Source organism: Streptomyces sp. SID11385 (assembly GCF_010548245.1).
Lineage (GTDB): Bacteria > Actinomycetota > Actinomycetes > Streptomycetales > Streptomycetaceae > Streptomyces.
This window is the reverse complement of sequence record NZ_JAAGLR010001088.1, coordinates 1-13518: the sequence shown is the minus strand read 5'-3', so window position 1 is coordinate 13518 and position 13518 is coordinate 1. Positions and strand designations below refer to the sequence as shown.

Sequence of the window (13518 nt, the reverse complement as noted above, 5' to 3'; positions counted from 1 at the left end):
GTCGCGGCCGCCGCGCGGGCGGCGCGGCGGGCGGCGGAGGGCGAGACGCGGCTGCGGCTGGTGATGAAGCCCGGTGGGGACGCCGATCTGCTGTCCGGGATTCTGGCCGCGCACGCGCGCGTGGCGGGGGCGCACCAGGTCGACATCCTGTTCGGCGGAGCCACCGATCGCGCCGAGCGGGTGCGTACGGGAGAGGCCGACGTCGCTCTGCTGTACCTGCCTTTCGACGACCCCGCGGGGCTCGACCACGAGACCCTTCTCGTCGAGGACCGGGTCGCGCTGCTGCCCCGCTCCCACCCTCTCGCCGCGCGCGAGCGGCTCACGCTCCAGGATCTCGTCGGCGAGACGTTGCCGCGGTGGCGGGGTGCGGGCTGGACGGGGGCGCCGGAGGGCGTGGTGCCGGGGCCGGAGGTCGTCGACGGGCCGGAGATGGTGCAGTGGGTGAGGCTGGGGCGCACCCTCGCGTTGTTGCCGCGTTCGCTCGCCGAGCCGTCGCATCCGGAGCTGGTGCGCCTGCCCGTGGTCGACGCGCCGCGCAGCGCGCTCGTCATCGCCTGGGCGGAGCGTGACCGGCGGCCGCTCGTGGCCGGGTTCGTGCGGGCGGCCGTGGAGGCGGCGGCAGCGGGCGGCGGGGGGTGAGCACGGTGGTCAACTCCGCTCCGTCCGGTTCCCCCGGACGTGCGGCGGCGCGCGGACATGCGGTGCGGGGAGGCGGGGCAAGCATCGGGATGTTCCACACGCACTACTGAACCGAGAACGCTCATGGGACTCATGCGTCTGCGCAGGACCGCCGTCGCTCTGGCTGTCGGGGTGGTGACCTCCGGGCTCGTCGCCGCGGTGCCCGCGACCGCCGCTCCGGGCACGGGGCCGCGGCCGTCCGCCTGCCGGCCCGCCAACCATCTCGCGAAGATCACCGAGGCGCCGCACAGCGCGGGCCACCACCACTACCGGGTGACGCTCACCGCGCCGCGCGGGTACGCCGCCTGCACCCTGGCCGGTTCGCCCGTCGACGTGCGGTTCTCGCACCACGGGAAGGACAGCGGGGTCCGTGCGGGGCGGTACGGGAAGCAGGGGCACAAGGTGGTGCTGAAGTACGGACACCCGGTGCACTTCGACATCCAGGTGCCGACGAAGGCCCGTCAGGTGCGCGCCGACGAGGTCGGGTTCACGCTGCGCGCGCCGCGCGGGGAGATCCCGGGGACCTCCTTCGCGGACGGGAAGCTGAAGGTGGCGCGCGGAACACTCATCGGTCCGGTGCGGGCGGGATGAGGCAAAGGCCCCCGGGGAGCACCCCGGGGGCCTTCGCGGCGGGATCAGGCCACGTCGAAGCGGTCCAGGTCCATGACCTTCGACCAGGCCGCGGCGAAGTCCGCGGTGAACTTGGCGGCGGCGTCGTCGCTCGCGTAGACCTCGGCGAGGGCGCGCAGCTCCGAGTTGGAGCCGAAGACGAGGTCCGCGCGAGTGCCGGTCCAGACGACCTCGCCGTCGGTGCCGGTGGCCTCGTAGGTGCCGCTGCCGTCGGCGGCGGGGCGCCAGGAGGCGTCCAGGAGGTTGACGAAGAAGTCGTTCGTCAGGACTCCGGGACGGGCGGTGAGGACGCCCGCCGTGGAGCCGCCCGTGTTCGCGCCGAGGACGCGCAGGCCGCCGACGAGGACCGTCATCTCGGGGGCGGAGAGCGTCAGGAGGTTGGCGCGGTCCACGAGGAGGTACTCCGCGGGGAGCCGGGCGGCCTTGCCCGTGTAGTTGCGGAAACCGTCCGCCACCGGCTCCAGCGCCGCGAACGACTCGGTGTCGGTGTGCTCCTCGGTCGCGTCGACGCGGCCCGGGGTGAAGGCGACGTCGACGGCGTGGCCGCCGTCGGCCGCGGCCTTCTCCACGGCCGCCGTGCCGGCCAGGACGATGAGGTCGGCCAGCGAGACGTGGCCGCCGGTCGCGGCGAAGTCGCGCTGGACCGCCCCCAGGCCGGACAGGACGGTCGCGAGGCGCTCGGGGTCGTTGGCCTCCCACTCGCGCTGCGGGGCGAGGCGGATGCGGGCGCCGTTGGCGCCGCCGCGCTTGTCGCTGCCGCGGAAGGTGGAGGCGGAGGCCCAGGCGGTGAAGACGAGGTCGGAGACGGAGAGGCCGGAGGCGAGGACCTTCTCCTTGAGCGTCGCGATGTCGGCCGCGGTGAGCGGGGCGCCCTCGGCGGCGGGCAGCGGGTCCTGCCACAGGAGCGTCTCGGCGGGCACCTCGGGGCCGAGGTAGAGGGACTTGGGACCCATGTCGCGGTGGGTGAGCTTGTACCAGGCGCGGGCGAAGGCGTCGGCGAACGCGGCCGGGTCCTCGTGGAAGCGGCGGGAGATCGGCTCGTAGACCGGGTCGACGCGCAGGGCGATGTCGGTGGTGAGCATGTTCGGCGCGATCTTCTTCGCCGGGTCGTGAGCGGCGGGCACGGTGCCCTCGCCCGCGCCGTCCTTCGGCTTCCACTGGTGGGCACCGGCGGGGCTCTTCGTCAGCTCCCACTCGTAGCCGAAGAGGTTGTCGAAGAAGCCGTTGCCCCACTGCGTGGGAGTGGTGGTCCAGGTGACTTCGAGGCCGGAGGTGATGGCGTCGGCGCCCTTGCCGCTGCGGAAGGTGTTCCGCCAGCCGAGGCCCTGCTCCTCCAGGCCGGCGGCCTCGGGGTCGTCGCCCACGCTCTCGGAGGGGCCGGCGCCGTGCGTCTTGCCGAAGGTGTGGCCGCCCGCGATGAGCGCGACCGTCTCCTCGTCGTTCATCGCCATGCGGCGGAAGGTCTCGCGGATGTCGCGGGCCGCGGCGAGCGGGTCCGGATTGCCGTTGGGGCCCTCGGGGTTGACGTAGATGAGGCCCATCTGGACGGCGCCGAGGGGCTCTTCGAGCTGCCGGTCGCCGGTGTAGCGCTCGTCGCCGAGCCATGTCGTCTCGGGGCCCCAGTAGACGTCGTCCTCGGGCTCCCAGACGTCCTCGCGGCCGCCGGCGAAGCCGAAGGTCTCGAAGCCCATGGACTCCAGGGCGACGTTTCCGGCGAGGATGAGGAGGTCCGCCCAGGAGAGGCTCTGGCCGTACTTCTTCTTCACCGGCCACAGCAGGCGGCGGGCCTTGTCGAGGTTGACGTTGTCCGGCCAGCTGTTGAGCGGGGCGAAGCGCTGCTGGCCCGCGCCGGCGCCGCCGCGGCCGTCGCTGATGCGGTACGTACCGGCGCTGTGCCAGGCCATGCGGATGATGAGGGGTCCGTAGTGGCCGAAGTCGGCCGGCCACCAGTCCTGCGAGGTGGTGAGGACCTCTTCGATGTCGCGCTTGACGGCGGGGAGGTCGAGGGACTGGAACGCGGCGGCGTAGTCGAAGTCGTCGCCGAGCGGGTTCGCGACCGGGGGGTTCTTCGCCAGGATCTTCAGGTTGAGCCGTTCCGGCCACCACTGCCGGTTGCCGCCGCCCTGGGTGGGGTGGGGTGCGCGGGCGGTGTGCACGACCGGGCAGCCGCCGGACTCCTCGGTCTTCGGGTCGGTGACGATGGCGTCGTGGTTCTCGGTCATGGACATCCTTCCGGACCTGTGCGGTTCCTTGAGCACGTGCCGGAGTGCGTGGGAGCGTGCGGGGGCAGGGTGTGGTGGGGCCCTGCCCGGGCGGCTTCCGCGCGCGTCCCGACTCGTACCGGAACCGATCCTACGATGGACTTTGTCCAAGTCAAGAAAAAACCTACCCGGTGCATGACAGGCCGGGCACGTGTACGGGTCGGCGACGAGCCGCGAGCCGGGAGGAGACCGGGCCGGGAGCGGGCGCGGGCCCGCACGCGGCGCCGGTCGCGGGTCAAGACCGGGGGCGGCCACGCCCCGGCGCGGACCACGACCGGCGCGAATCAGGACGAGGCACGGACCAGAACGACGCACGGATCAGGACCACGCACGGATCAGGACGACGCACGGATCACGAGTTCCGGGTCGAAGACCACCGCGACGGGTTCCGCGGCCCCGCTCTCGATGTGGGTGTGCAGCAGGCGGGCCATCTCGGCGGCCATCTCCTCGACGGGCTGGCGGATCGTCGTGAGGGGCGGGTGGGCGGTGACGGCGGCGGGGCTGTCGTCGAAGCCGACGACGGAGACGTCGGCGGGGACGCGTCTGCCATGTTCGCGCAGGACCTGACAGGCGCCCTGTGCCATGAGGTCGTTGGCGGCGAAGACGCCGTCGAGGTCGGGGTGCTCGTCGAGGAGTCGGCGCATCGCCGTCTCGCCGCTGGCGAAGGTGAAGCCGCCTTCGGCGTACGGGACCCAGGCCTGGCCGTGGCGGGCCATCGCCTCGCGGAAGCCGGTGAAGCGCTCCTGCCCGGCGAGGACGTCGAGCGGCCCGGTGATGGTCGCGATGGTGCGGCGACCGCGCGCGAGGAGGTGGTCGGCGGCGAGTGCCGCGCCGTCGCGGTGGGCCAGGTCGACGTAGCTGAGCGGGACGGGCAGCGCGGGGCGCGCGAACAGGACCGCGGGGACGCCGGTGTCGGCGATGCGGGCGGGGAGCGGGTCGGCGGGGTGGGTCGTGACGACGAGGGCGCCGTCGGCACTGCCCTGGCGCAGGTAGGCGATGGCCTCGGTGCGGGCCGCCTCGGTCTCGGCGAAGAGGAGGACGGGGTGGAGCGAGTGGGGGCGCAGGTAGCCGATGATGCCGCTCACCGCGCGGCCGAAGAAGGGGTCCGCGAAGACGCGGGCGGCGAAGCCGGGGTCCGTGTCCTCGCCCTCGTCACCCGCGCCCGAGACGACGAGGGCGACCGTTCCGGCCTTGCGGGTGACGAGGGAACGGGCGGCACGGTTGGGGGTGTAGCCGGTGGCGGTGATCGCCTCGCGGACCGCGCTCTGGATGCCAGGGTCGACATTGCGCACGCCGTTGACGACGCGCGAGACGGTGGCCCGGGACACCCCGGCGACGCGGGCGACGTCCTCCAGGGTCGCGGCCCGGCCGCGGGTCTGCGGCTCTCTGCTCATGGGAAGCAGCGTAAACCCTGGGAGAGCGCTCTCTTCCCGCTGCGGCGGAACCGGTGTCAAAACCCTGCCCCGGCGGTGCGGCGAGGTACGGCCGCGCTCTCAACTTCCCTTGCGGGGACGGTCGGAGGGGTGGCGACATCACGGAAACATGGAGTTCATCTTCTCTTGACATGTCTTCGACGACGGCGGAACACTCCCGTTGGGAGAGCGCTCTCTCACTCTTGTCGCCCTGTTCCGCCCGGCCCCTGACGACGGGGCGGGACGGGGGCGGGTGGGGGCGCGCTCCTCCTCCACACCCCCACGGACAACAGGAGGTCTCCGTATGTCGAGGAGATCGCGTTTCCGCAGATCGGCCTACGGGTCGGGACTGATGATCACGGCGGGGCTGCTCGCCGCGACGGTGGGGCTGGTGCTTCCGCAGGCGTACGCCGGCGACCAGTCCTCCGCTTCGGCCCCGGCCTCGCAGGCCGCCGCCTCCACCTCGTCGCACGCCGGGATGAATCACGCGCAGGCCGCTCCCCGGGCCTTCGGTGACGACCCGGACGGTGACGGCTACATCCCGGCCAATCCCCCGGTCAACGCCGAGCCCTCGCAGGCCAACCCCCCGCACCGCTACTTCCACGAGTTCCAGGCGCACTGTTCGGTGACGCACACCGCGCCGGACGACCCGATCGTCTTCCCCGGTCAGCCGGGCGCCTCGCACGATCACACGTTCATGGGGAACGTCTCCACGAACGGCAACTCCACGAGCGCGTCGATGGACGCGGCGAACGGCACCACGTGCGTGGCGCCGGGCGACAAGTCGGGGTACTGGATGCCCTCGCTCTACAAGGGCGACAAGAAGATCCTGCCGGTGGACGTCCAGACCATCTACTACAAGTCGGGAGTCACCGACTACACGAGCGTGCGGCCCTTCCCGAAGGGTCTGCGCTTCCTGGTCGGCAGCCCGATGCAGAGCGCGGACGAGTTCCGTCATCACAAGGGCTTCGTCGAGGGCTGGGAGTGCGGGGAGAGCTACTTCAACACCGAGTTCCCCGCCTCGTGCCCGACCGGTCAGGACGTCCAGCTCAACATCCGTTTCCAGGCGCCCAGTTGCTGGGACGGGAAGTACCTGGACACGCCCAATCACACCAGTCACATGGCCTATCCGGTGGTGAAGGCGGGCACGAACGACAACGTGTGCCCGGCGGACCACCCGGTGGCGCTGCCGATGATCGAGTTCAAGATGGCGTGGCCGGTCAACGGTGACACCTCCGATCTGCGGCTCGCCAGCGGTGCGGCGCACACGTTCCACTACGACTTCTTCAACGCGTGGGACGACGCGACGCTCAAGGCGATGGTCGACCACTGCATCGTCGGTGGCCTCCAGTGCGACCCCAGAGGCTACGACGAGACGCACCCGGAGGCGGGCGCGGCACTCGACGAGAACTACGAGTTGCCGAGCTGATCCGGGACGCGGTGCCGGGGTGGTGCACATACAGGGGGCCGCCCCGGCGCCGCGACCCTTCGCGTGCGCGCCGCTCCGGCCCCGTACGCGCCGCCAGTAACGGCCCCCACCTCACGCTTCCCCCCTCTCCCCCACCCATGGACTCCGGAAGGAGCCTGCTCTCCCATGCGCAGAATCACCCGCACCCGCGCTCCGCTCGCGGTGGCCGCCGCCCTCGCCGGCGCGGCCTTCGCCCTGCCGGTCCCCGCCGCGCACGCGGCCGGTGACGTCGTGAAGGTCACCGGTTCGCAGGGGAACTGGCAGCTGTCCGTCAACGGGCAGCCGTACACCGTCAAGGGCCTCACGTGGGGCCCGTCGCCCACGGACGCGCCGAAGTACCTGCCCGATGTGGCCTCGATGGGCGTCAACACCATCAGGACCTGGGGCACGGACGCCACCAGCAAGCCGCTCTTCGACGCGGCGGCGGCGAACGGCATCCGGGTCGTGGCCGGCTTCTGGCTCCAGCCGGGCGGCGGTCCCGGCGCCGGTGGCTGTGTCAACTACCTGACCGACACCACGTACAAGAGCGACATGCTCGCCGAGTTCCCGAAGTGGGTGGACACCTACAAGGACAACCCCGGCGTGCTCATGTGGGACGTGGGCAACGAGTCGGTGCTAGGGCTCCAGAACTGCTACAGCGGTGACGAGCTGGAGAAGCAGCGCGACGCGTACACGTCGTTCGTGAACGAGCTGGCCGTGAAGATCAAGGCGGTCGACCCCAACCACCCGGTCACGTCGACGGACGCGTGGACGGGTGCCTGGCCGTACTTCAAGAAGAACACCCCGGCGCTCGACCTGTACGCGGTCAACGCCTACCAGGATGTCTGCGGGGTCAAGGACACCTGGGAGAAGGGCGGTTACGACAAGCCGTACATCATCACCGAGACCGGTCCCGCCGGCGAGTGGGAGGTGCCGGACGACGCGAACGGGGTGCCCCAGGAGCCGGACGACGCGGCGAAGGCGGCCGGGTACACGCGTGCCTGGCAGTGCGTCACCGACCACAAGGGGGTCGCGCTCGGGGCGACGATGTTCCACTACGGGACGGAGTACGACTTCGGCGGGATCTGGTTCAACCTGCTGCCGGCCGGGGACAAGCGGCCCTCGTACTACGCGGTGAAGGAGGCGTACGGGAAGTCGACGGCGAACGACAACAAGCCGCCGAAGGTCGACGCGCTCCAGGTCGAGGGCGGTACCTCGGCGGTGGCGGCGGGCAAGCCGCTGACTGTCACGGTGCCGGCGAGCGACCCGGACGGGGACGCGCTGAGCTACGAGGTGCAGGTGGGGTCGAAGTACATCGACAACGCCTCCGCGCTGACCACGATCGACGCGAAGGACCTCGGTGGCGGCAAGCTCCAGGTGACCGCTCCGGACCGGACGGGCGCGTGGAAGCTGTACGTGAAGGTCAAGGACGGCAAGGGCAACGTGGGGGTCGGCACGACCTCGCTCAAGGTCGTGGCCCCGCCGGTGACCGGTACGAACCTGGCGCGCGGCAAGACCGCGACGGCGTCCTCGTTCCAGTCGGACCCGACGGGCGGGTGCCCGTGCGGGCCGGACAAGGCGGTGGACGGTGACGCCTCCAGCCGCTGGGCGAGCGACTGGAGCGATCCGCAGTGGCTCCAGGTCGACCTGGGGGCGCCCACCGCGTTCCGGCACGTCCAGCTCGACTGGGAGTCGGCGTACGCGAAGGCGTACACGATCCAGGTCTCGGACAACGGGAGCGACTGGCGGACCGTGCACGAGGAGACCGCGGGCAACGGCGGGATCGACGACTTCGACGTGAGCGCGACGGCCCGCTATGTGCGGGTGAACGGGACGCAGCGCGGGACGGGGTACGGGTACTCGCTGCACGAGTTCGGGGTGTACGGGGGCTGAGCGGGCCTCTGCCGGAGGTACGGGGCCGCAGGAGGTCGTGTGCGGTCCCGTACCGGTGAGTGAGGCGCGCCGCCGAGGCGGCGGCGTGGAACCGGGCGGGTCTCCCGCTGCCGTCCGGTGCGTGGGCGGGTGCGAGGGGCCGGTTGACGGCCCGTCGTGCCCGCCTTCCGCGTGCGTTACGTCCCTTCATTTCTTGGTCACAATTGGGCGGCGGTCGATCGATTTTCGCCATCTCCTGAAGGGGCGTCTGGCTGGAAATTCGCCTCAAGTCAGCCTGGAGAAAGTGTTATCCAGGGTTTTTCCGTCGGTCGGTGCAGGGGATGTAACGCCCAAGTGAAGGGACCTTGTGCACAACTCTTGACGCTATCCGGGGGGTGGGAGAACGATCTCTGGAGAGCGCCGGACTTCGCGCTCCCTTCCCACCCGCACTGTTCGTGCACCACCGCGTCGGCACCCGTGTGCCCGCGGTGACTCATGCCCAGGAGACCGACATGGCTGTGTCCCTGAGTCCGGGAGCCGTTCGCGGCGCCCGACCGCCTCGAAGAACCCTCGTGGGGGTTGTCGTACTGGCCCTCGCCGCCGCCCTGCTGGCTCTCGTGCCGGCGACGGCCGCGCACGCGGCGCCCGTGCTGCTCTCGCAGAACAAGAACGTCACCGCCTCCAGCCAGGAGAACTACGGGACCCCGGCGGTCAACGCCGTGGACGGTGACAACGGCACGCGCTGGTCGAGCGCGGCCTCCGATCCGCAGTGGATCACCGTGGACCTCGGTGCGACGGCCTCGGTGAGCCAGGTCGTGCTGCGCTGGGAGACGGCGTACGCGAAGGCGTACCGCGTGGAGTTCTCCTCCGACAACCAGAACTGGACCTCGAAGTACTCGACGACGAGCGGCAGCGGCGGCACCGAGACGCTGAACATCAGCGGTGACGCGCGCTACGTGCGGGTCTACGGGACACAGCGGGCCACGCAGTACGGCTACTCGCTGTGGGAGTTCCAGGTGTACGGCACCACCGGGGGCGGTTCGAACCCCGGCGGCCCGATCACCGGCGGCGGGGACCTCGGCCCGAACGTGAAGGTCTTCGACCCCTCGACCCCGAACATCCAGGGGCAGGTCGACTCGATCTTCCAGCAGCAGGAGTCGGCGCAGTTCGGCGACGGCCGCTACCAGTTGCTGTTCAAGCCGGGCACGTACAACAACCTGAACGTGCAGCTCGGGTTCTACACCTCGATCTCGGGGCTCGGCCTGAAGCCGGACGACACGAACTTCAACGGTGACGTGACGGTCGACGCGGGCTGGTTCAACGGCAACGCGACGCAGAACTTCTGGCGTTCGGCGGAGAACCTGGCGATCAAGCCGGTGAGCGGGGACGACCGCTGGGCCGTCGCGCAGGCCGCTCCGTTCCGCCGGATGCACATCAAGGGCGGGCTGAACCTGGCGCCGGCCGGCTACGGCTGGGCGAGCGGCGGGTACATCGCGGACAGCAAGATCGACGGGACGGTCGGCCCGTACTCGCAGCAGCAGTGGTACACGCGTGACAGCACGGTCGGCGGCTGGAGCAACGCCGTGTGGAACATGGTGTTCTCCGGGGTGGAGGGCGCTCCCGCGCAGTCCTTCCCGAACCCGCCGTACACGACGCTGAACAACACGCCCGTCTCGCGCGAGAAGCCGTTCCTCTACCTCGACGGGAACGACTACAAGGTGTTCGTCCCCGCGAAGCGGGAGAACGCGCGCGGTGTCTCCTGGAACGGCACCCCGCAGGGCCAGTCGGTGCCGCTGAGCCAGTTCTACGTGGCGAAGCCGGGCGTATCGGCCGACACCCTGAACCAGGCGCTCGACCAGGGCCTCAACCTGCTCTTCACGCCGGGCATCTACCACCTGAACAAGACGGTGAACGTCAACCGGGCGAACACCGTGGTGCTCGGTCTCGGGTACGCGACGCTGATCCCGGACAACGGGGTCACGGCGCTGAAGGTCGCCGACGTGGACGGCGTGAAGCTCGCGGGTCTCCTGCTGGACGCGGGCGCGGTCAACTCGCCCTCGCTCCTTGAGGTCGGCACGGCGGGCTCGCACGTGGACCACGCGGCGAACCCGACCTCGGTGCAGGACGTGTTCGCGCGGGTCGGTGGCGCGGGTCCGGGCAAGGTCACGACGGCGTTCGTGGTCAACAGCGACGACACGATCATCGACCACACGTGGATCTGGCGGGCCGACCACGGGGCCGGGGTGGGCTGGGAGACCAACCGCGCCGACTACGGGCTGACCGTCAACGGCAACGACGTGCTCGCGACGGGTCTGTTCGTCGAGCACTTCAACAAGTACGACGTGCAGTGGAACGGTGAGCGCGGGCGCACGATCTTCTTCCAGAACGAGAAGGCGTACGACGCGCCGAACCAGGCGGCGATCCAGAACGGTTCGACCCAGGGGTACGCGGCGTACAAGGTCGCGGACTCGGTGACGACGCACGAGGGCTGGGGGCTCGGCAGTTACTGCAACTACACCGCCGACCCGGGCATCAAGCAGGACCACGGCTTCCAGGCCCCGGTGAAGCCGGGTGTGAAGTTCCACGACCTGCTGGTGGTCTCGCTCGGCGGGATGGGTCAGTACAACCACGTCATCAACAACACGGGTGGCGCGACGAGCGGGACCTCGACGGTCCCGTCGACGGTCACGTCGTTCCCGTAAGGCGGCCGGGCCCCGCTGCCGGGGGCGCGGTGAGTGAGAGTGAGTGAGGCGGCCGGTCCCTTCGGGGGCCGGCCGCTTCGTCGCGTGCGGCGCCGCGTCGTCCCGCCGTGTGCACCGCCCCGTCAGGCGGCGGGGACGGTGTCCTCCTGCCAGCTCGTGACGCCGTCGGCCAGGTGCAGGACGCGGTCGGCGAGGGCGAGGAGCTGGGTGTCGTGGGTGGCGACGAGGGCGGTGACGTGTTCGCTGCGGACGACGGCGCGCAGGAGTTCCATGACGGCGAGGCCGGTGTCGGCGTCGAGTTGTCCGGTGGGCTCGTCGGCGATGAGGAGGGAGGGGCGGTTGGCGAGGGCGCGGGCGATGGAGACGCGCTGGCGCTGGCCGCCGGAGAGTTCGCCGGGGCGCTGCCCGGCGTGGTCGCCGAGGCCGACGAGGGAGAGGAGCATCGAGACGCGTTCCTCGCGTGCGGCGCGGGAGACCTTGCGCAGGCGCAGGGGGACCTCGATGTTCTCGGCGGCGGAGAGAATGGGGACGAGGCCGAAGGTCTGGAAGACGAAACCGACGCGTTCGCGGCGCAGGGCGAGCAGGCCGTTCTCGTCGAGGGCGGAGAGATCGGTGTCGTCGATGACGACGCGGCCCGAGCCGGGGGTGTCGAGTCCGCCGACGAGGTTGAGGAGGGTCGTCTTGCCGGAGCCCGAGCGGCCGCGCAGGGCGATGAGTTCGCCGCGCGGGAGGTCGAAGCTCACGCCGCGCAGGGCGTGGACGGTGTTCTCGCCGCTGCCGTAGGAGCGGTGGAGGTCCTCGACGCGGACCATCGGGGTGGTGGGGGCGGTGGTGGCGTTCTCCGGCATGGTGTCCCCCTGCGGCGGCGGTGCGCGAGTGGCGGTGATGTGCGGATGCTCGTGGTGTGCGGGCTCGTGGTGTGCGCGGGCCGCGGTGGTGGCGTACCCGCCGGGCGGGGCGATGGTAGCAGCGGCGTTTTCGGGGGTGGCCGGTACGGACGGCGGGGGGCGAGGGGAAGGCCGGGGCGGTCACAATCGCGTGAAGCTTTGCCCTGAGACCTTTCAGTGGGTGTGAGGTGACCGGATAGTTTGCGGGTCGCGGTCCCCGTTCGGTGACCATTTTTCTCTTTGCACCCCGGGGGCGGGAAAAGGTTGACGCTCTTCGTTCTGCTGCGCCTGCGCGCGCACCGGGTCCTCATGGCCGCCTCGCTCGTCGTGGTGCTGCTCGCGACGACCCTGCTCGCGACACTCGCGCTCTTCGCCCAGTCGGTCGGTGACGCGGCACTGCGTCACGCGCTGGGTGACCAAGGGGGTTCGGGGGCGACTCTCGTGGTGGGCACGGAGGTCCCCGCCGGGCAGGAGGAGACCGCGGACCGCGTGGTGCGCCGGGAGGCCGCGGCGAGTTTCGGCGGGCTGCCCGTCACCGTGCGGGCTTTCCCGCAGTCCGGTACGTACGCGCTGCCCGCGGGGCTGGGCGGACGGGCCGCGCCGGGCGGCAAGCCGGACCTGACGCAGTTCGCCGCGCTGGACGCCTCGCGGGTGCGGGTGGTGGCGGGGACGCTGCCGCACGGTTCCGCGGCGTCGGGGCCGCTCCCCGTGGCGCTGCCGCAACGGGTCGCGCGGCAGTGGGACCTCGCGCCCGGCGCCGAGTTCGAGGTGACCGACCGGGCGGGCGGGAAGAAGCTCGCGGTGCGGGTGACGGGGGTGTACCGCCCGGCGGACACCACGGACCCGTACTGGCAGGCCGATCCGCTGCGCGGGCGCGGGGCGCGCACGGTCTCGTTCACGACGTACGGGCCGCTCGCGGTGAGTACGGGGGCGATGGCCTCGGGGCGGCTCGCGGCGGGGACGTCGTCGTGGGTGGCGGTCGCGGACACCCGGGGGGTGCGGACCGGGGACACGGGTGCGTTGCGGCGCGCGTCGGTCGCGGGCGCCGAGCGGTTGCGTACCGAGGCGGCGCTCGGCGGGAGCGCGCGGGTGCGCGACGGGCTGCCGGAGCTGCTCGACCGTTTCGCGACGACGCTCGGTGTCTACCGCTCGACGCTGCTGATCGTCGCGGTCCAGCTCGTGCTGCTCGCGCTGTGCGCGCTGGTCCTCGTCGCGCAGTTGCTGTCCGCGGAGCGGGCGGGGCACACGGGTCTGTTGCGGCACCGGGGTGCTTCGCGGGCGCGGGTGGCGGGGCTCGCCGGTGCGGAGGCGCTGGCCGTCGTGGTGCCCGCGCTCGTGGTGGCCCCGCTGCTCGCGGGGCCCCTGGCGCGGCTGCTCGTGGAGCGGTCCTCGCTCGCGGACAGCGGGCTGCGGCTCGCGTACGGGGCGACGCCGCTGGTGTGGCTGGTGTCGGTGGGTTTCGCCGTGGTGTGCGGGGTGGTGCTGACGGGTGCGCTCGCCGCCGGGAGCGGGGCCGGGCGGGGCCGGGCCGGGGCCTTGCCGGGGTTCTTGCGGGCGGGTGCGGATCTGGGGCTGCTCGTGGCGGCGGGGCTCGCGTTCTGGCAGCTCGCGGGGCAGGGGCCGCGCGAG

9 protein-coding genes are annotated in these 13518 nt (G+C 71.7%); 6 read left to right on the top strand and 3 right to left on the bottom strand.

Annotation, left to right across the window (positions count from 1 at the left end; translation table 11 throughout):
• Together G3I42_RS33365 and G3I42_RS33360 are read left to right on the top strand one after the other, a co-directional pair.
• Nucleotides 1–639: LysR substrate-binding domain-containing protein (locus G3I42_RS33365; protein ID WP_164291411.1), on the top strand; the 639-nt coding region annotated here is incomplete at its 5' end.
• Between the two features lie 123 nt (nt 640–762).
• Nucleotides 763–1269, top strand: a complete 507-nt coding sequence (locus G3I42_RS33360) for a DUF4232 domain-containing protein (protein WP_164291410.1) — start codon at nt 763–765, stop codon at nt 1267–1269.
• A 44-nt stretch (nt 1270–1313) separates the two neighbouring features.
• On the opposite strand, the gene katG is transcribed toward G3I42_RS33360, so the two are convergent.
• Nucleotides 1314–3530 (bottom strand): catalase/peroxidase HPI, encoded by a 2217-nt coding sequence (gene katG, locus G3I42_RS33355; protein ID WP_164291409.1) that lies wholly within the window; start codon nt 3528–3530, stop codon nt 1314–1316.
• Nucleotides 3531–3904: 374 nt separating this feature from the next.
• Entirely contained in the window at nt 3905–4963 is a 1059-nt protein-coding gene (locus tag G3I42_RS33350; protein WP_164291408.1) for a LacI family DNA-binding transcriptional regulator, read from the bottom strand.
• A gap of 370 nt (nt 4964–5333) precedes the next feature.
• Here G3I42_RS33350 and G3I42_RS33345 point away from each other — a divergent pair, with 370 nt between their 5' ends.
• From G3I42_RS33345 to G3I42_RS33335, 3 genes are all read left to right on the top strand, one after another.
• Entirely contained in the window at nt 5334–6410 is a 1077-nt protein-coding gene (locus G3I42_RS33345) for a DUF1996 domain-containing protein (protein WP_164291412.1), read from the top strand.
• A gap of 165 nt (nt 6411–6575) precedes the next feature.
• A complete protein-coding gene (locus G3I42_RS33340) occupies nt 6576–8321 on the top strand; it encodes a discoidin domain-containing protein (protein WP_164291407.1) in 1746 nt (581 codons plus the stop codon).
• 491 nt (nt 8322–8812) lie between these two features.
• Entirely contained in the window at nt 8813–11002 is a 2190-nt protein-coding gene (locus G3I42_RS33335; RefSeq protein ID WP_164291406.1) for a discoidin domain-containing protein, read from the top strand.
• A gap of 122 nt (nt 11003–11124) precedes the next feature.
• On the opposite strand, the gene G3I42_RS33330 is transcribed toward G3I42_RS33335, so the two are convergent.
• Nucleotides 11125–11850: an ABC transporter ATP-binding protein gene (locus G3I42_RS33330; RefSeq protein WP_164291405.1), complete on the bottom strand. Its 726-nt coding sequence runs from the start codon at nt 11848–11850 to the stop codon at nt 11125–11127.
• Nucleotides 11851–12153: 303 nt separating this feature from the next.
• Between G3I42_RS33330 and G3I42_RS33325 the strand changes: the two genes are divergently transcribed.
• The coding region (locus G3I42_RS33325; protein WP_343244736.1) for an FtsX-like permease family protein at nt 12154–13518 on the top strand (1365 nt) is incomplete at its 3' end.